The sequence below is a fragment of the Pseudomonas entomophila genome (assembly GCF_013523125.1).
Lineage (GTDB): Bacteria > Pseudomonadota > Gammaproteobacteria > Pseudomonadales > Pseudomonadaceae > Aquipseudomonas > Aquipseudomonas entomophila_B.
The window spans coordinates 82,345-105,987 of record NZ_JAAMQJ010000012.1 but is presented as its reverse complement, the minus strand read 5'-3'; the positions used below and the strand labels follow the sequence as shown (position 1 = coordinate 105,987).

18 protein-coding genes and 2 pseudogenes are annotated in these 23,643 nt (G+C 65.5%); 5 read left to right on the top strand and 15 right to left on the bottom strand.

The window, feature by feature from the left end:
• Window positions 1-227: pseudogene (locus G7007_RS09275) on the top strand (IS110 family transposase); the annotation flags it as partial.
• A gap of 243 nt (window positions 228-470) precedes the next feature.
• Here G7007_RS09275 and G7007_RS09270 read toward each other — a convergent pair.
• The 9 genes and pseudogenes from G7007_RS09270 to epsC all read right to left on the bottom strand — a co-directional run bounded on the left by G7007_RS09270 (window position 471) and on the right by epsC (window position 10,759).
• Window positions 471-686, bottom strand: a complete 216-nt coding sequence (locus tag G7007_RS09270) for a TOBE domain-containing protein (protein WP_181101055.1) — start codon at window positions 684-686, stop codon at window positions 471-473.
• 31 nt (window positions 687-717) lie between these two features.
• Window positions 718-1,549 (bottom strand): annotated as a pseudogene (ssuB, locus tag G7007_RS09265) (aliphatic sulfonates ABC transporter ATP-binding protein).
• Complete coding sequence (gene ssuC, locus G7007_RS09260; protein WP_181101051.1) at window positions 1,527-2,324, bottom strand: aliphatic sulfonate ABC transporter permease SsuC; 798 nt, start codon at window positions 2,322-2,324, stop codon at window positions 1,527-1,529. The pseudogene ssuB and the gene ssuC overlap by 23 nt, the downstream one beginning before the upstream one ends.
• A 10-nt stretch (window positions 2,325-2,334) precedes the next feature.
• The gene (gene ssuD / locus G7007_RS09255; protein ID WP_181101050.1) at window positions 2,335-3,480 is read right to left on the bottom strand and encodes an FMNH2-dependent alkanesulfonate monooxygenase; all 1,146 of its coding nucleotides are present in this window, start codon (window positions 3,478-3,480) and stop codon (window positions 2,335-2,337) included.
• A gap of 57 nt (window positions 3,481-3,537) precedes the next feature.
• Complete coding sequence (locus tag G7007_RS09250; protein WP_181101048.1) at window positions 3,538-4,503, bottom strand: sulfonate ABC transporter substrate-binding protein; 966 nt, start codon at window positions 4,501-4,503, stop codon at window positions 3,538-3,540.
• A gap of 336 nt (window positions 4,504-4,839) precedes the next feature.
• Window positions 4,840-5,478, bottom strand: coding sequence for a peroxiredoxin (locus G7007_RS09245; RefSeq protein WP_181101046.1), 639 nt, complete (start codon window positions 5,476-5,478; stop codon window positions 4,840-4,842).
• A 155-nt stretch (window positions 5,479-5,633) separates the two neighbouring features.
• Window positions 5,634-6,962: an OprD family porin gene (locus G7007_RS09240; protein ID WP_181101044.1), complete on the bottom strand. Its 1,329-nt coding sequence runs from the start codon at window positions 6,960-6,962 to the stop codon at window positions 5,634-5,636.
• Window positions 6,963-7,584: 622 nt separating this feature from the next.
• Complete coding sequence (gene betT, locus G7007_RS09235; RefSeq protein WP_181101042.1) at window positions 7,585-9,588, bottom strand: choline transporter BetT; 2,004 nt, start codon at window positions 9,586-9,588, stop codon at window positions 7,585-7,587.
• A gap of 235 nt (window positions 9,589-9,823) precedes the next feature.
• Window positions 9,824-10,759, bottom strand: a complete 936-nt coding sequence (epsC, locus tag G7007_RS09230; protein WP_181101040.1) for a serine O-acetyltransferase EpsC — start codon at window positions 10,757-10,759, stop codon at window positions 9,824-9,826.
• Between the two features lie 159 nt (window positions 10,760-10,918).
• Between epsC and tcyJ the strand changes: the two genes are divergently transcribed.
• Genes tcyJ through tcyN form a run of 3 tightly spaced genes read left to right on the top strand, consistent with a single transcriptional unit; the run spans window position 10,919 to window position 13,149 of the window.
• Window positions 10,919-11,713 (top strand): cystine ABC transporter substrate-binding protein, encoded by a 795-nt coding sequence (gene tcyJ / locus G7007_RS09225; RefSeq protein WP_181101038.1) that lies wholly within the window; start codon window positions 10,919-10,921, stop codon window positions 11,711-11,713.
• Window positions 11,710-12,378 carry a cystine ABC transporter permease gene (gene tcyL / locus G7007_RS09220; RefSeq protein WP_181101036.1) on the top strand — a complete coding sequence of 223 codons (669 nt, stop codon included), beginning with the start codon at window positions 11,710-11,712 and terminating at the stop codon, window positions 12,376-12,378. The genes tcyJ and tcyL overlap by 4 nt, the downstream gene beginning before the upstream one ends.
• Window positions 12,379-12,381: 3 nt before the next feature.
• Window positions 12,382-13,149, top strand: a complete 768-nt coding sequence (tcyN, locus tag G7007_RS09215) for an L-cystine ABC transporter ATP-binding protein TcyN (RefSeq protein WP_181101034.1) — start codon at window positions 12,382-12,384, stop codon at window positions 13,147-13,149.
• On the opposite strand, the gene dibA is transcribed toward tcyN, so the two are convergent.
• Entirely contained in the window at window positions 13,146-15,041 is a 1,896-nt protein-coding gene (dibA, locus tag G7007_RS09210; RefSeq protein WP_181101032.1) for a phosphodiesterase DibA, read from the bottom strand. The genes tcyN and dibA overlap by 4 nt on opposite strands.
• Window positions 15,042-15,286: 245 nt before the next feature.
• On the opposite strand from dibA, the gene G7007_RS09205 reads away from it, so the two are divergent.
• A complete protein-coding gene (locus tag G7007_RS09205; protein WP_181101030.1) occupies window positions 15,287-16,270 on the top strand; it encodes a GGDEF domain-containing protein in 984 nt (327 codons plus the stop codon).
• Window positions 16,271-16,290: 20 nt separating this feature from the next.
• Here the strand turns inward: G7007_RS09205 and G7007_RS09200 are convergent, their stop codons facing one another.
• The 5 genes from G7007_RS09200 to argE form a co-directional block, all read right to left on the bottom strand.
• Entirely contained in the window at window positions 16,291-17,619 is a 1,329-nt protein-coding gene (locus G7007_RS09200) for an HDOD domain-containing protein (RefSeq protein ID WP_181101028.1), read from the bottom strand.
• 222 nt (window positions 17,620-17,841) lie between these two features.
• The gene (gene gabT, locus G7007_RS09195) at window positions 17,842-19,122 is read right to left on the bottom strand and encodes a 4-aminobutyrate--2-oxoglutarate transaminase (RefSeq protein ID WP_181101026.1); all 1,281 of its coding nucleotides are present in this window, start codon (window positions 19,120-19,122) and stop codon (window positions 17,842-17,844) included.
• A gap of 182 nt (window positions 19,123-19,304) precedes the next feature.
• The gene (gene gabD / locus G7007_RS09190) at window positions 19,305-20,747 is read right to left on the bottom strand and encodes an NADP-dependent succinate-semialdehyde dehydrogenase (protein ID WP_181101024.1); all 1,443 of its coding nucleotides are present in this window, start codon (window positions 20,745-20,747) and stop codon (window positions 19,305-19,307) included.
• A gap of 218 nt (window positions 20,748-20,965) precedes the next feature.
• Window positions 20,966-22,264 (bottom strand): amino-acid N-acetyltransferase, encoded by a 1,299-nt coding sequence (gene argA, locus G7007_RS09185; protein WP_181101022.1) that lies wholly within the window; start codon window positions 22,262-22,264, stop codon window positions 20,966-20,968.
• A 119-nt stretch (window positions 22,265-22,383) separates the two neighbouring features.
• Window positions 22,384-23,526 (bottom strand): acetylornithine deacetylase, encoded by a 1,143-nt coding sequence (gene argE, locus G7007_RS09180; RefSeq protein ID WP_181101020.1) that lies wholly within the window; start codon window positions 23,524-23,526, stop codon window positions 22,384-22,386.
• Window positions 23,527-23,643: the final 117 nt, after the last annotated feature.

Sequence of the window (23,643 nt, the reverse complement as noted above, 5' to 3'; positions counted from 1 at the left end):
CCATTTCGCGCGTGGGCTCGTCCAGGCTACGGGCAGGCTTGTTCATGGCCGGCACGGTCTCGATGCGCTTCAACCCGGTCATCAAGGCGCTGGCAGAGCGGCTGAACACCCGACATAAAGCGTACAAACAGATCGTCTGCGCGGCCATGCGCAAGCTGCTGCACCTGGTGTATGGCGTGGTGAAATCCGACAAACCATTCGACCCTCAGATCGCGCTTGCGAAGTGAGGATCAAGACGGTATCTACACCGGCCGCGGTGATGCAGGTCATCGCGGCCCATGTGTGCGGGCTCGCCCGTTCCCACAGGGGAGAACCGCTTTGCCAGATCAGCGGTAGGGCCCACAGCGTGTCAGGCAAAGACGTTGAAAGGCCTGGTGCGTAAATCCCGCGGACGTGTCGCCCGACGCCTTCCAGACAGAAGCGAAAGGCGGCAGCCGACGGGCGCGGTCATGGGGCGGTACGGTCTTGGCCTACAGCTTGGCGATCGAGACTTCGGTCGATTTGACGAAGGCGATCACCTCGCTGCCGACCACCAGCTCCAGCTCGCGCACCGAGCGGGTGGTGATGACCGAGGTCACGATGCCCGAAACGGTCTGGACATCGATTTCCGACAGGACCGGGCCTTCGAGGATTTCCTTCACGGTGCCTTTGAACTGGTTGCGGACGTTGATCGCTTTGATGGTCATGGCGTGATTCCTTTTTCTGACAAGGGACGGTTCAGTGAGCCCAGCGCAGTTGCGTGGGCAGGGGTGCGACAGGATCCGGTTCCGGGGAACTGCCCGGCAGCGACAGGACACGCTCGAGCACCTGGCTTTCCAGCGCCGCCAGGTGATGCGAGCCCCGGGTGCGGGGGCGTGGCAGGTCGACGGTCAGGTCCAGGCCGACTTCGCCATCCTCGATGAGGATGACGCGGTCGGCCACGGCCACGGCTTCGTGGACGTCATGGGTCACCAGCAGCACGGTGAAGCCATGGGTGTGCCACAGGCGCTCGATCAGTTGCTGCATCTCGATCCGGGTCAGGGCATCCAGGGCGCCCAGGGGTTCGTCGAGCAGCAGCAGACGCGGCTGGTGGATCAACGCGCGGGCCAGGGCCACCCGCTGCTTCTGGCCGCCGGACAACGCCGCCGGCCATTCCTGGGCCCGCTCGGCCAGGCCGACCGAGGCCAAGGCCTCCAGCGCACGGGGGCGCCAGTCGCCGGACAGGCCCAGCCCGACGTTGTCGATGACCTTCTTCCAAGGCAGCAGGCGCGCGTCCTGGAACATCAGTCGCGTGTCCTGGCGGGCGTCTTCCAAAGGTGCGGCGCCAGCCAGCAGCTGGCCGGCGCTCGGCTGATCCAGCCCGGCCAACAGGCGCAGCAGCGTGCTCTTGCCGCAGCCGCTGCGGCCGACGATGGCGACGAACTGGCCAGCCGGGATCTGCAGGTCGATGCCGCGCAGCACCTCGCGTTTACCGAACGTCTTGCGCAGGCCACGGGAGGCTAGGGGAATACCGCGCAACAGGTGAGGGGGTCGTTCCGTCAGCGAGGTCATGCGCCCTCCTTCTTCGCAGGTTGATAGGCCGGGTGCCAGCGCAGCCAGGCCCGCTCCAGACCACGAGCGGCCAGGTCGGCCAGCTTGCCCAGCACGGCGTACAGCACGATCGCCAGCACCACCACGTCGGTCTGCAGGAATTCACGGGCATTCATCGCCAGGTAACCGATCCCGGCGTTGGCGGAGATGGTCTCGGCCACGATCAGGGTCAGCCACATGAAGCCGAGCGCGAAACGCACGCCGACCAGGATCGAAGGCAATGCGCCGGGCAGGATCACCTGACGGAACAGGCCGAACCCGGACAGGCCGTAGCTGCGTGCCATCTCCACCAGCGCCGGGTCGACGTTGCGGATGCCGTGGTAGGTGTTCAGGTAGATCGGGAACAGCGTGCCCAGCGCGACCAGGAAGATCTTTGCCGACTCGTCGATGCCGAACCACAGGATCACCAGCGGGATCAATGCCAGGTGCGGCACGTTGCGGATCATCTGCACCGAGCTGTCGAGCAGGCGCTCGCCCCAGTCCGACAGGCCGGTGATGAACCCCAGCAGCAGGCCGATGCTGCCGCCGATCAGAAAGCCCAGGGCCGCCCGCCAGCCGCTGATGGCCAGATGGGTCCAGATCTCGCCACTGCGAAACAGCTCGACACCGGCACTGATCACTGCGCTGGGCGCCGGCAGGATGCGCGTCGATAGCCAGCCGGCGCTGACCGCCAGCTGCCAGACGGCCAGCAGCAGCACCGGCAGTGCCCACGGCGCCAGACGCTGGCCCCAGGTCGTGTTGCTCGAACGACTCATGTCCAGGCCCTCAGCGCTGTGCGGCAGTGGGCAGGATGTCGTTGGCGACCATCTCGCCGAACGGGCTCACGTAGCCGCCACTGGCTGCCGCGGCCGGGCGTTGCACGTCCAGGTGCGGGAACAGCAGCTCGGCCACCCGGTACGATTCCTCCAGGTGCGGGTAGCCCGAGAAGATGAAGGTGTCGATGCCCAGCGCAGCGTATTCCTCGACCCGTGCCGCCACGGTCTGCCCATCACCGACCAGCGCCGTGCCAGCACCGCCGCGCACCAGGCCGACCCCGGCCCACAGGTTCGGGCTGACCTCCAGCTGATCGCGCTTGCCACCATGCAGGGCAGCCATGCGCTGCTGACCGACCGAGTCGAAGCGGGCCAGCGAAGCCTGGGCACGGGCGATGGTGTCATCGTCCAGGTGCGAGATCAGCCGCTCGGCGGCCCGCCAGGCCTCGGCGTTGGTCTCCCGCACGATCACGTGCAAGCGGATGCCGAAGCGCACGCTACGGCCTTGCGCAGCGGCCTTGGCCCGGACCTGGGCGATCTTCTCGGCCACTGCGGCCGGCGGCTCGCCCCAGGTCAGGTACAGTTCGACCTGCTCGGCCGCCAGGTCCTGGGCCGCTTCGGAAGAGCCACCAAAGTACAGCGGCGGTCGCGGCTGCTGGATCGGCGGGTACAGCAGCTTGGCGCCTTTGACCTGCAGGTGCTGACCGTCGTAATCGACCACTTCCCCTTCGAGCACCTTGCGCCAGATACGGGTGAACTCCACTGATGCCTGGTAGCGCTCCTCATGGCTCAGGAACAGGCCGTCGCCGGCGAGTTCGTCCGGATCGCCGCCGGTGACCAGATTGAACAGCGCGCGGCCGCCGGACAGACGGTCCAAAGTCGCGGCCTGCCGCGCGGCCACGGTGGGCGAGATGATGCCGGGACGCAGCGCCACCAGGAACTTGAGCCGCTGGGTGACCGGGATCAGCGAGGCGGCCACCAGCCAGGAATCTTCGCAAGAGCGCCCCGTGGGGATCAGCACCCCGCCGAAGCCGAGACGGTCGGCGGCCTGGGCGATCTGCTGCAGATAACCATGGTCGACGGCGCGGGCACCGTCGGAGGTCCCCAGGTATTTGCCATCGCCGTGGGTGGGCAGGAACCAGAATATTTCAAGACTCATTGGAGTTGTCTCCTCAAGGTGGCGCAAGCCGGAGCGACGCCCCGGTGCGGCAGGTCGTCAAGGCGCGCTGGCGACCTTGGCAGGGGGTGTCCAGATCACGTCGCGGATGTGCAAGGGCTTGGGGATCAGCTTCAGCGTGTGGAAGGTGTCGGCGATCTTCTGCTGCGCGGCGACCACCTCAGGCGTGAGCGGCGCGGCGCCGTAACCCTGGCGCTTGACCGAGGTGAGCGTGATGTCGGCGGGCAGCCCGAGCAGCGGTGCGACCTGGTCGGTCACCTGCTGGGGGTTGGCCTGGGACCACTCCCCCACCGCGCGGACTTCGTCGATCAGGGCGCTGACCACGGCCGGGTGCTGGGTCGCATAGCCACGGGTCGCCAGGTAGAACTGATGGTTGTCGACCAGGTGCTCGCCATCGCGCAGGGTACGGGCCTGCAACTGTTGCTCGGCGGCGGCCTGGTAAGGGTCCCAAATGACCCAGGCGTCGACGCTGCCCCGCTCGAAGGCCGCACGCGCGTCGGCAGGCGGCAGGTAGACCGGCTGGATGTCGCGGTAGGTCAGGCCAGCGTCCTCGAGGGCGCGCACCAGCAGGTAGTGCACGTTGGAGCCCTTGTTCAGGGCGACCTTCTTGCCCTTGAGCGCCTGCACCGACTGGAGGGGCGAGTCCTTGGGCACCAGGATGGCCTCGCTGTGGGGCGCGGGCGGCTCGTAGGCGACATAGACCAGGTCGGCCCCGGCGGCCTGGGCGAACACTGGTGGCGTCTCCCCCGTCACGCCGAAATCGATGGAGCCCACGTTCAGCCCTTCCAGCAGCTGCGGGCCGCCTGGGAATTCCGTCCACTGCACCTCGACGCCCTGGGCGGCCAGGCGCTTTTCCAGCGTGCCCTTGGCCTTGAGCAGCACCAGGGTGCCGTATTTCTGGTAGCCGATGCGCAGGGTCTCTGCCTGGGCCTGGGTGATCGCGCCGAAGGACACGGCCGCCGCGAACAGGGCGACCAGACCACGACGCACGAAGACGGTGCGCATGGCACTCTCCTGTACGAATGGGTTCGGGTGGCACCTGCTCGTCCGTTGACGGACCAGTGAGGTGGGACAGCGGTGAAGCGAAGGATGGCGTCGAATGACTGGCTGAGCTGGAGCCCTGGCCATGCCTGGGTAGCCAGGGCCACCGAGGTTCTATGAGGAACTGAGGGCTACGTTAACAGGTTGCTCTATATATCTATAAATCATATTTTTTCATTTGGTTATTCCATATTATTAGGTTTGCAAACGTGTACGCTCCCGCTTGAAGCCAGGCATAAAAAAGGGCCGTCGAAACGGCCCGAGTACCCTGCTTTGGCTAAACGTGTGTCGCGTCCGGCGTCAACGGTTGGGTTGCGGCGTCAGACGCAAGTAAGGCTTGACGGCGCGATACCCTTTGGGGAAGCGCTGACGAATCTCGTCTTCATCCTTGAGCGAGGGCACGATCACCACTTCGTCACCGTCCTGCCAGTTGGCGGGCGTGGCGACCTTGTGGCTGTCGGTCAGCTGCAGCGAATCGATCACCCGAAGGATCTCGTTGAAGTTGCGCCCGGTGCTGGCCGGGTAGGTGATGGTCAGGCGGACCTTCTTGTTCGGGTCGATCACGAACAGCGAACGGACGGTCAGCGTGTCATTGGCGTTCGGGTGGATCAGGTCATAGAGGTCGGACACCTTGCGATCGGCGTCGGCCAGGATCGGAAAATCGACCGCGGTGTTCTGCGTCTCGTTGATGTCCTCGATCCAGCGGTGGTGAGAATCGACCGGATCGACCGACAAGGCGATGGCCTTGACCCCACGCTTGGCGAATTCGTCTTTCAGCTTGGCGGTCAGACCCAGCTCGGTGGTGCACACCGGCGTGAAGTCGGCTGGATGCGAGAACAGCACGCCCCAGCTGTCGCCGAGCCATTCGTGGAAACGAATCCTGCCGGCGCTGGAGTCCTGCTCGAAGTCGGGGGCGATGTCACCCAGTTTGAGGCTCATGGTGGGGCTCCTGTGCTGTAGGTCTATGGCATTACTGTGCGGGGGTTTTGGAAATAATAAAAAGAATAAATAGGGATTTATTTATATATTTATGGAATATAAAACGCTGCCCATAAAAAAAGCCTCGTTGTGAACGAGGCTTTTTCGACTACGGCTTACAGGAAGTTGTAAGTGTAGTTGAAGATCAGACGGGTCTGATCCTGGTCGGCCAGCGAGCTGCCGCCGCTGCCACGGTACACACCATGGCGCAGGCTGGTGCCCAGGCCCTTGAACACGCCTTCCTGCACCACGTAGTCGATACGGGCGTCGCGTTCCCATTCGTTGTAGGTGCCATTGCCGTTGGTGTTGCGCACATCGTCACCACGCAGGTAGGTGACCGAGGCTTTCAGGCCTGGGACGCCGAGCTTGGTGAAGTCGTAGGCGTATTGGCCAAAGGTGGTGTTGGTACCGGCTCGGGCGAACTGGTTGATCATGCTGTCGGTGAACAGGTAGAAGCTGGAACCGCCGGCGCCTTCGGCACGGCCGTTGCCATCGGTCACGTTGCCCTGGTTCAGCCAGACGAAGCCGCCGTCGTCGCTGACGCGCTGGTGACCCAGGGTGAACGCATGGCTGCTCAGGGTGTAGGTGAAGATGGCCGACCAGGTCTTGTTGTCGACCTCGCCCAGGTTCTTGCCGTAGCCGCCGTTCTGGTTGAAGCGGTAGCCCGCGTCACCGTTGCGACCATCGCTGCTGCTGTCGAAGTAGCGCAGGTCGGTCTTGAGCGACTGGTTGTCGGCGATCGGCAGCACGTGGACCAGGCCCAGGAAGTGCTGTTTGTAGAAGTCTTCCAGGTTCGAGTAGTAATACTGCAGCGTCAGGTCTTTGGTGACTTTCCAGTCGGCACCGCCGTAGCGGAACTTGTTGCTGTCTTCGGTGGCACCGGCAACCGACAGTCCCGTGCGGTTGCTCGACGCACGGCCCATGGCGTGGGTCAGCTGACCGGCATTGATCGTCAGATTGTCGATTTCCTTGGACTGGATGGTGCCACCTTCGAAGGTCTGCGGCAGCAGTCGACCGTCGTTGGACACCAGGATCGGCAGGTTCGGGGCCAGTGCGCTACCGAAGTGCGCCTCGGTCTTGGAGAAGCGCGCCTTGGCGTTGCCGCCGATACGGGCCCAATCATGCACGGCCGAACCGTCGCTGTCGCTCGGGAAGAAGGTGCTGTTGTTCGGGTGGTGTCCACGGCCACCATCCAGGTGAATGCCCCACAGCGCCTGGACGTCCACGCCGAAGCCGACGGTGCCTTGGGTGAAACCGGACAGGTAGTCGAGCTTGAAGCCCTGGCCCGACTCACGGTTGTCGTTGGCGCCTTCACGGTTGTCATTGTCGAAGTACATGGTGCGCGAGCTGAGGGACAGCTTGCTGTCCTCGACGAAACCGGCAGCGCTTGCTTGCTGGGCGAAGACACCCAGGGCCACGGCCAAGGCCAGACTGGACTTGTGCATGAATTGCTCCTTTACGTTCTAATTCTTGTCAGTCGTCAGCGCAGGGGTCTGTCGCCCCGCTCACTGCTCGATCGGCGATTTAGCACCAATGAGTGACATCCAAGTCAATCGTTACTAATCATTTCGCGACTTTGGTCTAAGGCGCGGCTGGCTAGGATAGTGACAATCCTATAAATCCAAAATGACCGTTTTGTTAAATCCTAAGATTTTTATGGAATAACCGCGGGGCATTTGCGAGGGAAAGGTATAGCAGTCGGCGGTACAAGTCGCTAGAAATCAGCCGCGAAGGCGCATCCGCCGGATGAAAGGAATGTGAAATGATCGACCGTTCATCGGCAAGAAAGGTGCTGCATCGGTCACGGGGCGGAAAGAGGTGCGGTTTGGCGGATGAAGGTAGGGTCGAGCAGTCAGGAAAGAATGGCTGAGGTCCAAGGCCCTTCTGGAATCGATCACGGCAGGGTGCCGCACGATTGGGCTGCGTCGCGGATCTGGCAGATCGACGCAATCCTGTGTGGGGCTTGCCCGCGATGCAGGCGGCGATGGACCGGACGCTATCGCGGGCAAGTCCACACACAGGGTTGTGACAGCCGGTTTCGCGGGCGGCGAAACCCGCTGTCGATCCTTACCTCACCATGTGCAGGAACTGCATGTGCCGTTCGTACTGGTCGAGGATGTCGTTGATGATCTGCTCCTTGCTGTAGCCGACCAGGTCATAGTCCTGGCTGCCCTCGCTCAGGTGCACCTCGGCGCGGTAGTAACGACGGTTCTTCAGCTCCTGGCTGCCGCCGATCCCACCGAGGGCGAACGATGGCGTGAAATACCCGCGCATCTGTACCTGGTAGATGAACGGCTGCTCCTCGCCGTGGCCGATCTTCAGGCTGACGTTGTCGTGGCTTGGGTCGTCCTGGGTGATCAGACTCAGGCCTTTCTGCTCGAACACCTCGGTCACCTCGCCAATGGCCGGCTTCACCACGTCGTCCATGAACCGGTAGACCTCGTCACGGGACGGGAAATGCACGGCCTGGCTCAGGCGCTGCCGCCAGCCACCCCGCCCGCGACGGGTCACGGCGAACGGTGCCAGCGAATGGCTCTGGGCGATGCGCCGCTGCGACTCCAGGTAGAACGCCTTCTGCAGCCCCCACATCATGCACAGCAGGATCAGCGAGAACGGCAACGACGTCAGCACCACCGCCGACTTCAGCGAATCGATGCTGCCGGCGAACAGCAGGCTGCTGGTGATCAGCGCGGTCATCGCGCCCCAGAAGATGCGCAGCCAGTTGGGGCCGTCTTCGTCCGGGCTGCCGCCCTTGGCCGACAAGGTCGACAGCACCACGGTGCCCGAGTCGGCCGAGGTGACGAAGAACACGAAGCTGATGAACACCGTCACGGCGATCACCGTCTTGCTCCAGGGGTAGGTCTCGAGCAGCAGGTACAGGCTCATGGACGGGTCCTGCAGGGCCGACTGGCCCAGCGCGGTCATGCCGTGGTTGAGCACCTGGTAGATGGCGCTGTTGCCGAAGATCGACATCCACGCCAGGGTGAAGCCGAGCGGGATCAGCAGCACGCCGAAGACGAACTCGCGGATGGTGCGACCACGGGAGATACGGGCGATGAACAGCCCGACGAAGGGCGCCCAGGCAATCCACCAGGCCCAGTAGAACACGGTCCAGCCACCCAGCCAGTCACGGTTCTCGCTGTAGGCGTACACGTCGAAGCTCTTGCTCGGCAAGGCGCCCAGGTAATCGCCCAGGTTCTGGATCAGGGTGTTGAACAAGTGCTGGGTCGGCCCGGCGAACAGCACGAACAGCAGCAGGCCACAGGCCAGGAACATGTTGATGTCGGACATCACCCGCACGCCCTTTTCCACACCGGCGACGGCCACGGCCACGGCGGCACCGACCATCACCACGATCAGCCCGACCTGCACCCACTGGCTGTGGCTGATGCCGAACAGGTAGTCCAGGCCGGCGTTCAGGTGCAACACCCCGAAGCCCAGGTCGGCGCCCAGGCCGAACACCGTGGCGATGATGCCGAAGCCATCCACCGCATAGCCGATCGGGCCGTTGATGCGCTTGCCGATCAGCGGGTACAGCGCCGAACGCAGCGCCAGGGGCAGGTTGTGCCGGTAGGCGAAGTACGCCAGCGCCATGCCGACGAAGGCGAACACGCCCCAGCCATGCAGGCCCCAGTGCAGGAACAGCAGCTGCATCGCCTGACGCCCGGACTCCACCGTGCCACCCTCGCCTTGCGGCGGTTGCAGCATGTGCGTCAGCGGTTCCGACACGCAGAAGAAGAACAAGGTGATGCTGATGCCGGCGGCGAACAGCATGCCGGCCCAGGACAGGTAGCTGAACTCGGGTTCGTCGTGGTCGGCACCGAGCTTGATCTTGCCGTAGCCGGACAAGGCGGTGACCACCACGAAGACCAGGTACAGGGTCATCGCCAGCATGTAGTACCAGCCGACCGTATTGGCCGCCCAGTTCTGCGCGGCCAGCAGCCATTCACCCGCGGTTTGCGGATTGAGGATGACGACCAGCCCGAAGAGCAGGATGAAGCTTGCCGCGAACCAGAACACGGGGGGGTTCATGCGGACTTTATCGTGTGCAAGGCCAGTGGATGCACTCATGGACGGTGCACCTCGTTATGGAAAAGTGAATACGGATCGAACGGGTTCAGCAAAGGGAAACCTCCGGGTGAACACCGGCAGCGGACCAGCGTTTTAGTTGAACAAGCGTTCAAGTTAAACATGGATCGTGCCTCAAAGCGAACCGGCCATGACCGGCGGGGCCGCGCCCTGGCAGCGTGCAGACCCATGCCCTGACAACCTGTGACGGCCGGAACTGGCGCTCCGCCAGGCCCGTTCAGACGCTCCGGTCCTGGCAGTCGAGCTGCAGGTTGGCCTGGGTGATGTTGCTGAAGGCCGGCACGCTGCGGGTCAGCCAGACGTTGCCGCCGATGGTCGAACCCTGGCCGATGGTGATGCGCCCGAGAATGGTCGCGCCGGCGTAGATCACCACGTCGTCCTCGACGACCGGGTGCCGCGCATGACCTTTCTGCAACTGCCCGGATTCGTCGGCCGGGAAGCGCTTGGCGCCCAGCGTCACCGCCTGGTAGATCCGCACATGCCGGCCGATGATGGCCGTCTCGCCGATGACCACACCGGTGCCATGGTCGATGAAGAAGCTCGGACCGATCTGCGCGCCCGGGTGGATGTCGATCCCGGTGGCCGAGTGCGCCAGCTCCGAGCTGATGCGCGCCAGCAGGGGCAGGCCGGCCTGGTACAGGTGATGGGCCAGACGATGGTGGATGATGGCCAGGATGCCGGGATAGCACAGCAGCACCTCGTCCACGCTACGCGCCGCCGGATCGCCGTGGTAGGCCGCCAGCACATCGGTGTCGAGCAGCACGCGCAGGCCGGGCAAGGCCGCTGCGAAGTTCTGGACCACCGCCAGGGCACGGGCATCTGCCGCCGCCAGTTCGGCCTTGTCCTGGCGTGCGGCGTAGCGCAGCTCCAGGCGCGCCTGGGCCAGCAGCGCCGTCAACGCACTGTCGAGCGTGTGGCCGACGTAGTAGTCCTCGCTCTCCTCACGCAGATCGACCGGCCCCAGGCGCATGGGGAACAGGGCACCGCGCAGCTGGTCGAGGATCTGCGCCATGGCGTCGCGAGACGGCAACTGCCGTCCGCCCCGCTCGGCACTGTTGCGGCCATTGCTGGCGCGCCATTGTGCACGGGCGCTTCGCAGTTCGCCGACGATGTGCTGCAGGTGCCACAGCTCGGTGGCTGGCTTGTCGCTCACGGTGATGTCCTCATCAGCGGTCAGGTTTCCAGGAAACGGCGCGCCGCTTCGCACCCTTGCCCATGGCTGTTCACGGCGATGCCTCGCGCCGTTCCGACGGTTCGGTAATCTTCGCCTACCCTTCTACACGTCCCCTCATGTCATGCCTGGAGCCGTACCATGATGCGATTCACTCAACCGCTGATCCGTATCAGCCTGGCGTTGCTCATCGGCACTGCCGTTCTCGGTCAGGCCCAGGCCGGCGAAGCGCTGGCAACGGTCACGGAACGCGGTAGCCTCCGTGTCGGGCTGGAGGGCACCTACCCACCCTTCAGCTTCGTCGACGAGAACGGCACGCTGGCCGGGTTCGAGGTCGAGCTGGCCAAGGCCATCGCCCGACAGCTGGGGGTCGAAGCCAAGCTCCAGCCCACCAAGTGGGATGGCATCCTGGCCGCCCTCGACTCCAGACGCCTGGACGTCGTGATCAACCAGGTGACGATCTCCGACGAACGCCGCAAGAAGTACGATTTCTCCACGCCCTACACGGTGTCGGGCATCCAGGCCCTGGTCCTGAAGAGCAAGGCCGAGGCCTTGAACATTCGGTCGGCCCAGGACCTGGCCGGCAAGAAAGTCGGCGTGGGCCTGGGCACCAATTACGAGCAGTGGGTCAGAGCGGAAGTTCCGGGGGCCGACGTGCGTACCTATGAGGACGACCCGAGCAAGTTCGCCGACCTGCGCAACGGGCGCATCGACGCCATCCTGGTCGACCGCCTGGCGGCCCTGGAATACGCGCAGAAAGCCAAGGACACCGTCCTGGCCGGCGAGGCCTTCTCACGACTCGACTCCGGGGTGGCGCTGCGCAAGGGTGAGCCCGAGCTGCTCGCGGCCATCGACAAGGCCCTGGCGGCGCTCAAGGCCGACGGCACCCTGGCCAGGCTGTCGAAGCAGTACTTCGGCGCCGACGTGACGCAATGATCGACGAGAGCCTGCAACTGGTCATCCAGTCGGCGCCTTTCCTGCTCAAGGGAGCCGGTTTCACCGTGGTGCTCAGTGTCGGCGGCATGATCTTCGGCCTGGCGCTGGGCTTCGCCCTGGCGCTGATGCGGCTGTCGCGCGTGCGGCCGATCGACTGGCTGGCGCGGGTCTACGTGTCGTTCTTTCGCGGCACGCCCTTGCTGGTGCAGCTGTTCCTGATCTACTACGGCCTGCCCCAGGTCGGTCTCGAGCTGGACCCTCTGCCCGCGGCGTTGATCGGCTTTTCGCTGAACATGGCCGCCTACGCCTGCGAGATCCTGCGCGCGGCGATCGGCTCGATCGAGCGCGGCCAGTGGGAGGCCGCCGCCAGCATCGGCATGACCCGTGCCCAGGCCATGCGCCGGGTGATCCTGCCGCAAGCCGCCCGTACCGCCCTGCCGCCGCTGGGCAACAGCTTCATCTCGCTGGTCAAGGACACCGCGCTGGCCGCCACCATCCAGGTGCCCGAACTGTTCCGCCAGGCCCAACTGATCACAGCACGCACGTTCGAAGTCTTCACCCTGTACCTGGCCGCCGCGCTGATCTACTGGGTGCTGGCCAGCGTGCTCGCCCACGTCCAGCATCGCCTCGAACGGCGGGTGAATCGCCATGACCTGGAGCACTGAGCCATGATCACGGTAGAGCGCCTCACCAAGCGTTTCAACGGCCACACCGTGCTCGATGGCATCGACCTGACGGTACGGACGGGCGAAGTGGTCGCCATCATCGGGCCGAGCGGCTCGGGCAAGACCACCTTCCTGCGCTGTCTGAACCTGCTGGAAACCCCGGATGCCGGCAGCATCCGCCTGGATGACCTGCAGGTCGATGCCGGGCGTGCGCTCAAGGCGCAGCAAGGGGTCATCCGCCAGCTACGCCAGCAGGTCGGCTTCGTGTTCCAGAACTTCAACCTGTTCCCGCACCGCACGGCCCTGGAGAACGTCATCGAGGGCCCCACCGTGGTGCGCAAGCTGGCGCGCGACACGGCCCTGGCGCTGGGCCGCCAGCTGCTGGCCAAGGTCGGCCTGGCCGGCAAGGAGGACGCCTACCCACGGCGCCTGTCCGGCGGCCAGCAGCAGCGCGTCGCCATCGCCCGGGCGCTGGCCATGGAGCCGCAGGTGATCCTGTTCGACGAGCCGACGTCCGCGCTGGACCCCGAGCTGGTCGGCGAAGTCCTGGCGACCATTCGCGACCTGGCGCATGAAGGGCGGACCTTGATCATCGTCACCCATGAGATGAGCTTCGCCCGCGACGTCGCCCACCGGGTGGTGTTCTTCGACCAGGGCAGGATCGTCGAGCAGGGCGAGGCCAAGGCACTGTTCGCCGCGCCACGGGAGGAGCGCACGCGGCAGTTTCTGCGCAAGTTTCTGGGCACCCAGGCCCCCGGGGATGAAGCCTAGGGCCAGGACAGCGCCGACGCCGGCTGCGGTCGGCCGAACCAGTAGCCCTGCCCCAGCTCGCACTGGTGCTGCACCAGGAACTGCGCCTGCTCGGCCTGCTCGATGCCTTCGGCATGCACCTGCATGTCCAGGCTGCGCGCCAGGGCGATGACGGCCTCGACGATGGCGCGGTCGTCCTCGTCATGGCCCAGCCCGGCGACGAAGCCCTGGTCGATCTTGAGCTTGTGCACCGGCATGCGCTTGAGGCGCAGCAGCGAGGAATAGCCGGTGCCGAAGTCGTCAATGGCCAGCCTGACACCCAGCTCGCGCAGGCGGTGCAGTTGTTCGAGCGCCACCTCCGGCTCGTCCATGATCGCGCTTTCGGTGACCTCCAGCTCGAGCATGGCCGGCGCCAGGCCGGTCTGGCGCAGGACATGGTCGACCTGCCGGTGAAGGGTGTGGTCGGCGAACAGCCGGCTGGACAGATTGACCGCGACGAACGCCAGGTCGCGGCCCTCGGCCTGCCAGCGCACCATCTGTCGACAGGCCTGGTCGAGCACCCAGGCATCGATTTCGGCGATCAACCCGATGCGCTCGGCGACCGGGATGAACTCGGCCGGCGAGACCATGCCACGCTGGGGGTGCTGCCAACGCACCAGGGCTTCGAAACCCACCCGGCGTAGGTCGCTCAGCGCGTGAACCGGCTGGTAGAAGACCCGCAGTTCGTCGTTTTCCAGCGCATGGCGCAGCTCGCTCGCCGTTTCCACCCGGTGCTGGGCGTGGGTGGTCAGTTCTTCGGTGTACAAGGCATAGCAGGCACGCCCGTTGCGCTTGGCCTTGAACAGGGCCGAATCGGCGTTGCGCAGCAATTGTTCGGCACTCGAGGCGTCGCTGGGGTAGAGGCTGATACCGATGCTGGCACTGATGAACAGCCGGTGTTCGTCGAAATCGAAAGGCGCCTTCAGCCGCTCCACCAGGGTTTGCGCCAGGGTCGCCGCCTGGCCGAGCTGCTGGCAGTTTTCCAGCAACACGGCGAACTCGTCGCCGCCCAGACGGGCCAGGGTGGTGCCGCTGCCCAGCGTTTCGGTCAGGCGCTCGCCGACCAGCTTGAGCAAGGTATCGCCGGTGGTGTGCCCCAGGCCATCGTTGATGCTCTGGAAGTGATCGAGGTCCAGCAGCAGCAAAGCGCATCCACATTTTTCGGCCTGCGCCGCGACCAGCGCATGCTCGGCGCGGTCGCTGAACATCACCCGGTTGCCCAACCCGGTCAACGGGTCGTGGTGCGCCAGGTAGGCCAGTTCACGTTCGGAATGCTTGATCGCGCTGATGTCGCTGAACACCGCCACATAATGGCTGTGCTCGCCCTCGTCGTCGCTTATGGCGCGAATGGTCTGCCATTGCGGATAGATCTCACCATTCTTGCGACGATTCCAGATCTCTCCGCTCCACTCGCCCTTCTCGGCCAGAGTCGCGTAGATCGCCTGGTAGAACGGAATGCCATGGCGGCCCGACTTGAACTTGCTGGGGCGGTGCCCGAGCACCTCGTCCTGGGCATACCCGGTGATGCGCATGAAGGCCCGGTTGACGTGCACGATCACGCCATGCCGGTCGGTGACCAGGACACCTTCCAAGGTGCTGTCGAACACCGCGGACGCCATGCGCAGACGCTCGCGGTCCTCGCGGCGCAAGCGTATCCCGAGGCCGATGGAGTCGAGCAGGCGGGCACGCGAGATGAAGATCAGCAGCGCGCTGAGCAGGGCCCAGAGCAGGCCATTGACCTGATGCCCCAGGGCCAATCGGGCGGGATCGACCAGCCACGTGCGCAACACCTGGTCGGAGACTGTCAGCCAGATGACCGACAAGGCCAGGTAGAGCGCTGCCATGCGCAAGGCGTCACGATGTGAAGCAGACATAACCGGTGGACGACCCCCTGAAAAGGATGCGGCATTATAGAGAGCGAATGTCGTCCTGACTCCCCGTATGACAGCGGATTTGTCCGATACGTGCAGCCTGTCACGTCTTGGCGCCTTCGCGTTCGTCGACACGCAACCGGCTGAAACCGGAACTTCGTCACGGTTTTCCGCTCAAACGCCCATAGCCCGCGTGGCGGGCCGATCACGGGTCGCGCGCACCTCCGCCGAGAGCCTTTTTCGTGCACATGGTCGATGATTCCCCTCCCTATTCGCCCGATCCAAAGTCCGAAACCGCCAAGACGTTACTGGCCCTGCTGCATGCCCAGGGCGAAGTCGCGCGCCTGAGCGAGCGTGAGCGGCTGTTCAGTTCGTTGCTCGACAGCGTCAACGCGGTCCTCTGGGCACTCGACTGGGAAACCCGCCAGGTGCTGTACGTCAGCCCGGCCTATGGGCGCATTTTCGGACGGCCGCCGAACCTGGTGATGGCCGACTTCAACGAATGGCGCAACAGCGTCTACCTCGATGACCTGGACTACGCCGAAAGCAGCCTGGCGCAAGTGCTGGTGACGGGTGCGGTGGAAGACCGTGAATACCGGATCATCAACGGTGCCGGGGAGCTACGCTGGCTCAGCGACAAGTGCTTCATCAGCCAGCAGGAGGGGGGCAAGCGGCCGGTCATCGTCGGCATCGCAGAAGACATCACCGAAAAGAAGCGTCTGGAGGGTGAGCTGCAGCGCCTGGCGACCACCGACGTGCTGACCCAGAGCAGCAACCGCCGGCACTTCTTCGACTGCGCGCGCCAGGCCTTCGAGACGGCGCGTAAGGACGGTTCGCCCTTGGCGTTCCTGCTGCTGGACATCGACGACTTCAAGCTGATCAACGACAGCTACGGCCACCAGCAAGGCGACCAGGTGCTGCAGCGTGTGGCCGACAGCGGCCGCTCGGTGCTGCGCCGTGGCGACCTGTTCGGGCGCATCGGCGGCGAAGAATTCGCGGCTGTCTTTCCCGGCTGCACCGCGCAGGTCGCCGAGCAGATCGCCGAGCGCTTGCAACGCGAGATCCAGCGCCTGCACTTCAGCCATGGCCAACGAACCTTCGGCGTGACCATCAGCCAAGGCCTGACCGGTCTTGGCGAGAGCGATGACACCTTGGACATCCTGTTCTCCCGTGCCGATGCGGCCATGTACCAGGCCAAGCGCCAGGGCAAGAACCAGATCGTCACCGGCTGAGGCCACGTCCCCCACCCCGCCTACCCCAGCAGGGGCGCATCGTCATCCGGCAGGTCGTCCACGGTCACCGGCTGCTCGTTCGCCTGGGCAGCCGGGGCTTGGATGTCATCGTCTGGCGCAGGCGCTGGCACTGCCGGCAGCACCGAGCGAACACGCACGTGTTCCAGTTGCGCCGCGCCGAGCTTCAGCAGACGTGCGGCACGCCCCTGCGTAACCCGATCCAGCCCTTGTTCGGCAGGCACTTCGACGAGCTCACGCGCCAGGTGCATGACCAGCAGCGCTCTGGGGTACACCCCGCCGCCCAACTGATAGGTCGCGGCGATCAGTTCGCGCAGGCCCAGCGGCAGGCGCCACCGGGCCCGCAACGCCGAGCCGAACGCCGCGCCCTGATCATGCAGCGCCTGCCTCACGTCCGCCTCGTCCAGCTCACCCCCACCCAGCCGCCATTCCTGAAGGCTGCGCAGCACCGACAGCTCACCCAGACAATGCAGCAGCCCTGCGCACTGGCATGGGCCCTCCTCCAGCGCCAGGGCACGGGCCAGCGCGCGCGCCTGCTCGGCCAGGGTCACGGCAGAGTGCCGGTAGGGTTCGGCATGGCGGATCAGAAGAGGATCGCTGAGTCGCACGCCGCGCTTGAGGCTCATGCCCAGCATGAGGTTCATGCTCTGCGTGCCGCCCAGCACGGTCAGCGCTTCGGACAGGCTCTGCACACCGGCCTCGCGGTGCAACGAAGCGCTGTTGGCGGCCGCCACCAGCACAGCGGTGGTCTGCGGATCGGCCTCCACGAGCGGTGCCACGACCTTGAGGTCCAGGCCGTGGGGCGTCAGCGACTGCTTGATCACCTGGTGGATGTCGAGAAACACCGGCGCGCCGTCGGCGGTCGTGCGTTGCTGCGCGAGGAAGGTACGCACATCGAGGCCTTCCTGCAGCAGCGGCACGGGGCAGGCGACGTGTTGCCCCACCTCCAGCAGCAGGGCTTCGAGGCGCCTGCGCAGCCCTTGCAGGTCCAGCGGTTTGCTCAGGTAGGCCGTGGGGTGCAAGGGCAACGCTTCGCGCACGCTGGCCGTGTCGGTGCGTTTGCTCAACAGGATGAAAGGCAAGGTGGGCGTGCGGCTGCGGGTGCGCACGTTGCGCAGCAGGTCCAACCCGTCGATACCCGCCAGTTCGCGCGCGGCGATGATCAGGTCCGGTTGGCGGGTCATCGCCGCCAGGGCCTGGTCGCCATCGGCGCACACGTGCAGGCGAGCGGCGCAGCGCACGCTGAGCAGCATGTCGCGCAGCATGTCGCGCACCCACGGATCGCTCTCGGCGATCAGCACGCACGGTGGATGAGTGTGGGCGACGGGCATGGGCACCTCCTGTGCGACGTGTCGTGCGCGCCTGCGCGCGCAGGTATGACGGTGGTTGTGACAACCATAGCGCGCCTGACGGGATCGGGGAGGCCAATCGACGTACGTCCGTCCGGGCGGTGGGTGCGCCGCGGACCACGGGCACAAAAAAACCCGCCGTGGCGACGGGGCTACCACAGGGGCAACCCCGCACCACGGCGGGTCGTTCACCTCGAGGTTACATCACGCCAGTTCGGCGAAGCATTCCTCGATGATGGCCAGGCCTTTGTCCAGCTGCTCGTCCGGTGCGGTCAGTGGCACCAGGATGCGCAGGACGTTGCCGTAGGTGCCGCAGGACAGCAGGATCAGGCCCTTCTCGCGGGCCTTGGCGACGACCTGGCCGACAGCCGCGGCGTTCGGGGTCAGCGAACCCTTGGCATCGAAGACTTCGACCGCGATCATCGAGCCCAGGCCACGCACGTCACCGATGATCGGGTGCTTGTCCTGGATCTGGCGCAGGCCGGCCATCAGGCGCTCGCCCACGGCCTTGCTGCGGTCGAGCAGCTTCTCTTCCTCGAACACCTCGATCACGGCCAGGGCCGCGGCACAGGCGATCGGGCTGCCGGCGTAGGTGCCGCCCAGACCGCCTGGGGCGATGGCGTCCATGTACTCGGCCTTGCCGCAGACACCGGCCAGCGGGAAGCCGCCCGCGATCGACTTGGCAAAGGTGGTCAGGTCAGGCGTGACGCCCATCTGTTCCATGGCGAAGAAGGTCCCGGTACGGCCCGCGCCGGTCTGGACTTCGTCGGCGATCAGCAGGATGCCGTGCTGGTCGCACAGGGCGCGCAGGCGCTCCATGAACGCTTTCGGCGCGGTGATGAAACCGCCCTCGCCCTGCACCGGCTCGATGATGATGGCGGCGATGTCACGCGGCTCGGCATCGTTCTTGAAGATGCGCTCGATCGAGGCGATCGACTCGTCGATGCTGACGCCGTGCAGCTCGTTCGGGAACTGCGCACGGAACACGCCGCCGGGCATCAGGCCCATGCCGGCCGAGTACGGCACGACCTTGCCGGTCAGGCCCAGGGTCATCATGGTACGGCCGTGGTAGCCGCCGGTGAAGGCGATCACGCCGGCACGGCCAGTGGCTGCACGGGCGATCTTGACGGCGTTCTCGACCGCTTCGGAGCCGCTGGTGACCAGCAGGGTCTTCTTGGCGAAGTCGCCTGGCACCTTGGCGTTGATCTTTTCGCACAGCTCCACGTACGGCTCGTAGGCCAGGACCTGGAAGCAGGTGTGGCTGACCTTGGTCAGCTGCTTCTGCACGGCGGCCACGACTTTCGGGTGCAGGTGGCCAGTGTTCAGTACGGCGATGCCACCGGCGAAGTCGATGAACTCACGGCCTTCGACGTCGATCACGGTCGCGTTCTCGGCGGTGTCGACGAAGATCGGGTGGATCTGGCCGACGCCACGTGGGACGGCGTTGACACGGCGCTGCATCAAGGATTCGTTGGTCTTGCTCATAATGCCCTCATCGCGCCACGGCAACGTGGCGCTTACATTCGGGGGTGGCTGGTGTTCGACTGCCGCAGCATGCGTTGATCGACTGCGGCAGGGCCCTGGCCACCAGGTACTGCGGGTATGAAAAAAACCAGCGAGACGTCGCTCTCGCGCCTCGCTGGCAGAGGTAAAGCCTTACAGGTCGATCAGATGCTCAGGCACAGGTACTTGATCTCGAGGTAGTCCTCGATCCCGTACTTGGAACCTTCGCGGCCCAGGCCCGAGGCCTTGATGCCGCCGAACGGCGCGACTTCGTTGGAGATCAGGCCGGTGTTGATGCCGACCATGCCGTATTCCAGGGCCTCGGCGACGCGGAACACGCGGCTCATGTCACGGGCGTAGAAGTACGAGGCCAGGCCGAACTCGGTGTCGTTGGACAGGGCGATGACTTCGGCCTCGTCCTGGAAGCGGAACAGCGGCGCCAGTGGGCCGAAAGTCTCTTCCTTGGCCACGGCGGCGGTCTTCGGCACGTCGACCAGAATGGTCGGCTCGAAGAAGTTGCCTTCGATCAGCTTGCCGCCGGACAGCACGCGGGCGCCCTTGGACACGGCGTCCTCGATGTGTTCCTGGACCTTGGCCACGGCCTTGTGGTCGATCAGCGGGCCGGTAGTGGTGCCTTCTTCCAGACCGTTGCCGATCTTGAGCTTGGCGACCGCGGCCTTGAGCTTCTCGGCGAAGGCGTCGTACACGCCGTCCTGCACGTAGATGCGGTTGGCACAGACGCAGGTCTGGCCGTTGTTGCGGTACTTGGAGATGATCGCGCCCTCGACGGCCTTGTCCAGGTCAGCGTCGTCGAACACGATGAAGGGCGCGTTGCCGCCCAGCTCCAGGGAGACCTTCTTGATGTCCTTGGCGCATTCCTGCATCAGCTGGCGACCGATCTCGGTCGAGCCGGTGAAGGACAGCTTGCGTACCAGCGGGTTGGAGGTCAGCTCGCCGCCGACTTCGCCAGCACTGCCGGTGACCACGCTCAGCACGCCCGCCGGGATGCCGGCACGGGTGGCCAGCTCGGCCAGGGCCAGGGCCGAGTACGGGGTCTGCGAGGCCGGCTTGAGCACCATGGTGCAGCCAGCGGCCAGGGCCGGACCAGCCTTGCGGGTGATCATCGCCGCCGGGAAGTTCCACGGGGTGATGGCCGCGGTGACGCCGATCGGCTGCTTGATCACGATCAGGCGCTTGTCCGCCTGGTGACCTGGGATGGTGTCGCCGTAGACGCGCTTGGCTTCTTCGGCGAACCACTCGATGAACGAGGCCGCGTAGGCGATCTCGCCCTTGGCTTCGGCCAATGGCTTGCCCTGCTCGGTGGTCATCAGGCGCGCCAGGTCGTCCTGGTGCTCGATCATCAGTTCGAACCAGCGACGCAGCTTGGCCGAACGCTCCTTGGCGGTCAGCGCGCGCCAGGCCGGCAGGGCCTTGTCGGCGGCTTCGATGGCGCGGCGGGTTTCCGCGGTGCCCATCTTCGGCACGCTGCCGATGACCTCGCCGGTGGCCGGGTTGGTCACCTGGATGGACTGGCCGTTGTCCGCGTCCAGCCATTCACCGTTGATGAAGGCTTGCTGGCGGAACAACTGAGCGTCTTTGAGCTGCATGTCGGCTTCCTTTAACAGCGCCGTGCGCGCACGGAGCGAATGGTCGAGGGTTGGAAAACGCCCCGCAGGGCGGTCTTCAGGCATCGCGCCGTGTATGGCCGACAGGCTCGGTACACGGCATCAGGCGTTTGAAATCTCAAACGAATCCTAAGGGTCCGCTAGGTGGAGAACAATAGCCTGTTCGAAAAAAAGAACGAACGGCCACGCTCCCTGCCCGGTCAGAGTGACTTTTCGAAGATTTTCGAGTTGCGCTGGTAGTTGTACAGTGAGGCACGCGCCGCTGGCAGCCGCTCGACCTCGCTGGGCACGAAGCCACGCTCGCGGAACCAGTGCGCGGTGCGCGTGGTGAGCACGAACAATGTCTTGAGCCCCTTCTGGCGTGCGCGCCCTTCGATGCGCTCGAGCAGCTCGTCCCCCCGGCCACCGTGACGGTACTCGGGGTTGACCGCCAGGCAGGCCAGCTCGCCGCATTCGGAGTCGGCGATCGGGTACAGGGCGGCGCAGGCGATGATCATGCCGTCGCGCTCCACCACGCTGAACTGTTCGATCTCGCGCTCGAGCACCTCGCGCGAGCGCCGCACCAGGATGCCCTGCGCCTCCAGAGGCGTGATCAGGTCGAGCAGACCACCGACGTCTTCGATGGACGCTTCGCGAACGATCTCGAACTGCTCCTGGGCGACCAGCGTGCCGCCGCCGTCGCGGGTGAACAGCTCGGTCAGCAGTGCGCCGTTCTCGGCATAACTGACGATATGACTGCGCGTGACACCGCCCTTGCAGGCCTCGGCGGCGGCGTCCAGCAATTCGCCCTGGTAGTCGCTGCCCAGGCGCTCCAGGTGCGCGGGCACCTGCTGGGGCCGGATCTCGCGCACCAGGTGGCCCTGGGCATCGAGCAGACCGGCCTCGGCGCCGAACAGCAGCAGCTTGTCGGCGCCCAGCTCGATGGCCGCGCGGGTGGCGACATCCTCGCAGGCCAGGTTGAAGATTTCCCCGGTCGGCGAATAGCCGAGCGGCGACAGCAGCACGATGGAGCGTTCGTCGAGCAGCCGGCCGATGCCCTTGCGGTCGACGCGGCGCACTTCGCCGGTGTGGTGGTAGTCGACGCCTTCGAGCACGCCGATCGGTCGGGCCGTGACCAGGTTGCCGGTCGCCACGCGCAACCGCGCACCCTGCATGGGCGAGGCCGCCATGTCCATCGACAGGCGCGCCTCGATGGCGATCCGCAGGTGGCCCACCGCATCGATCACGCAGTCCAGCGTGGCCGCGTCGGTGATGCGCAGGCCATGGTGATAGCGAGGTTCCAGGCCGCGCGCGGCCAGGCGGCTTTCGATCTGCGGCCGTGAACCGTGCACCAGCACCAGGCGCACGCCCAGGCTGTGCAGCAGTACCAGGTCGTGGACGATGTTGCCGAAGTTGGGATGGTCGACGCCATCGCCGGGCAGCATCACGACGAAAGTGCAGTCGCGGTGCGCGTTGATGTAGGGCGACGCATGGCGTAACCAGTTGACGTATTCGGGCATGACAAGGCCTGTGGCAAAGAGGGAAAGAAAGGCGACGCGTGGCACAGGAACGTCATCGTCGGAACAGGTCAGGCATCACGCGCGGTCTCCTCGAGAACATGAACGATCAAGGTAGGGGGTCAATTCAGGCAGTAGTGCTGGATCAGCTCACGCAGTAGACGCACGGTCGGCTCGATACGTGACACCTCCAGGTACTCGCCGGGCTGGTGGGCACAGGCGATGTCGCCCGGGCCCAGCACCAGGGTCTCGCAGCCCAGCGCTTGCAGGTAGGGCGCCTCGGTGCCGAAGGCCACGGCTTCGGCCCGGTGCCCGGTCAGCCGTTCGGCCAGCAGGACCAGCTCGCTGTCGGCCGGCTGCTCGAACGGCGGCACCTCGGGGAACAGCGGTGCATAGTCGATGCGCACGTCGTGGCGCTCGGCCAGCGGCGCCAGCTTGGCCCGGATCGCCGCGCGCAGCGGCTCCGGGTCCATGCCAGGCAGAGGCCGCAGGTCGAACTCCAGGGCGCATTGGCCGCAGATCCGGTTGGGGTTGTCGCCACCGTGGATGCAGCCGAAGTTCAGGGTCGGGGTCGGCACGGTGAACTGCGGGTTGCGGTAGGTCTTCTGCCACTGGCGACGCAGGTCCATCATCTCGCCCATCACCGCATGCATGGCTTCCATGGCGCTGCGGCCCAGGCTCGGGTCGGACGAGTGCCCGCTGCGGCCCAGGATGTCGATGCGGTCCATCATGATGCCCTTGTGCAGACGTACCGGACGCAATCCGGTCGGCTCGCCGATCACGGCGGCGCGGCCCAGCGGCTGTCCGGCCTCGGCCAGCGCCCGGGCACCGGACATCGAGCTTTCCTCGTCGCAGGTGGCCAGGATCAGCAGCGGCTGCTTGAAATCATGCTCGAGCAACGGCCGCACCGCCTCGATCACCAGGGCGAAGAAGCCCTTCATGTCGCAACTGCCCAGGCCGACCCAGCGTCCATCGATCTCCTCGAGCTTCAACGGGTCGCTCTGCCACAGCTGTTCATCGAACGGCACGGTGTCGCTGTGCCCAGCCAGCACCAGGCCGCCCGGGCCAGTGCCACGGCTGGCCAGCAGGTTGAACTTGCCTGGGCTGACCGTCTGGATCTCGCACGCGAAACCCAGGTCGCCCAGCCAGCCGGCCAGCAGCTCGATCACCGGGGCATTGGACTGGTCCAGGCTGGTCTGGGTGCAACTGACCGAGGGCGCGGCGATCAGCGCGGCGAACTGGTCTTTGAGCGTCGGCAGGGGCATGCGCGTTCTCCTCGGAGTCGGCCCCCATCATAGGACCATCCGGCACTGGGAATAAACCGTCAAAGGCCGACTGCTGTACACTCGTCGAGTCTGCCGAGGCGCTTTTGCCTGCACGAA

Excerpts from the sequence above, each read along its gene's own strand:
- argE (WP_181101020.1), bottom strand. The coding sequence starts at position 23,526 with ATGCCCCTGCCGACGCTCAAAGACCAGTTCGCCGCGCTGATCGCCGCG.
- G7007_RS09245 (WP_181101046.1), bottom strand. The coding sequence starts at position 5,478 with ATGAGCCTCAAACTGGGTGACATCGCCCCCGACTTCGAGCAGGACTCC.
- betT (WP_181101042.1), bottom strand. The coding sequence starts at position 9,588 with ATGAGTGCATCCACTGGCCTTGCACACGATAAAGTCCGCATGAACCCC.
- dibA (WP_181101032.1), bottom strand. The coding sequence starts at position 15,041 with ATGTCTGCTTCACATCGTGACGCCTTGCGCATGGCAGCGCTCTACCTG.
- gabD (WP_181101024.1), bottom strand. The coding sequence starts at position 20,747 with ATGCAGCTCAAAGACGCTCAGTTGTTCCGCCAGCAAGCCTTCATCAAC.
- tcyJ (WP_181101038.1), top strand. The coding sequence starts at position 10,919 with ATGATGCGATTCACTCAACCGCTGATCCGTATCAGCCTGGCGTTGCTC.
- G7007_RS09205 (WP_181101030.1), top strand. The coding sequence starts at position 15,287 with ATGGTCGATGATTCCCCTCCCTATTCGCCCGATCCAAAGTCCGAAACC.
- ssuD (WP_181101050.1), bottom strand. The coding sequence starts at position 3,480 with ATGAGTCTTGAAATATTCTGGTTCCTGCCCACCCACGGCGATGGCAAA.
- tcyN (WP_181101034.1), top strand. The coding sequence starts at position 12,382 with ATGATCACGGTAGAGCGCCTCACCAAGCGTTTCAACGGCCACACCGTG.
- G7007_RS09250 (WP_181101048.1), bottom strand. The coding sequence starts at position 4,503 with ATGCGCACCGTCTTCGTGCGTCGTGGTCTGGTCGCCCTGTTCGCGGCG.
- G7007_RS09270 (WP_181101055.1), bottom strand. The coding sequence starts at position 686 with ATGACCATCAAAGCGATCAACGTCCGCAACCAGTTCAAAGGCACCGTG.
- ssuC (WP_181101051.1), bottom strand. The coding sequence starts at position 2,324 with ATGAGTCGTTCGAGCAACACGACCTGGGGCCAGCGTCTGGCGCCGTGG.
- tcyL (WP_181101036.1), top strand. The coding sequence starts at position 11,710 with ATGATCGACGAGAGCCTGCAACTGGTCATCCAGTCGGCGCCTTTCCTG.
- gabT (WP_181101026.1), bottom strand. The coding sequence starts at position 19,122 with ATGAGCAAGACCAACGAATCCTTGATGCAGCGCCGTGTCAACGCCGTC.
- G7007_RS09200 (WP_181101028.1), bottom strand. The coding sequence starts at position 17,619 with ATGCCCGTCGCCCACACTCATCCACCGTGCGTGCTGATCGCCGAGAGC.
- argA (WP_181101022.1), bottom strand. The coding sequence starts at position 22,264 with ATGCCCGAATACGTCAACTGGTTACGCCATGCGTCGCCCTACATCAAC.
- G7007_RS09240 (WP_181101044.1), bottom strand. The coding sequence starts at position 6,962 with ATGCACAAGTCCAGTCTGGCCTTGGCCGTGGCCCTGGGTGTCTTCGCC.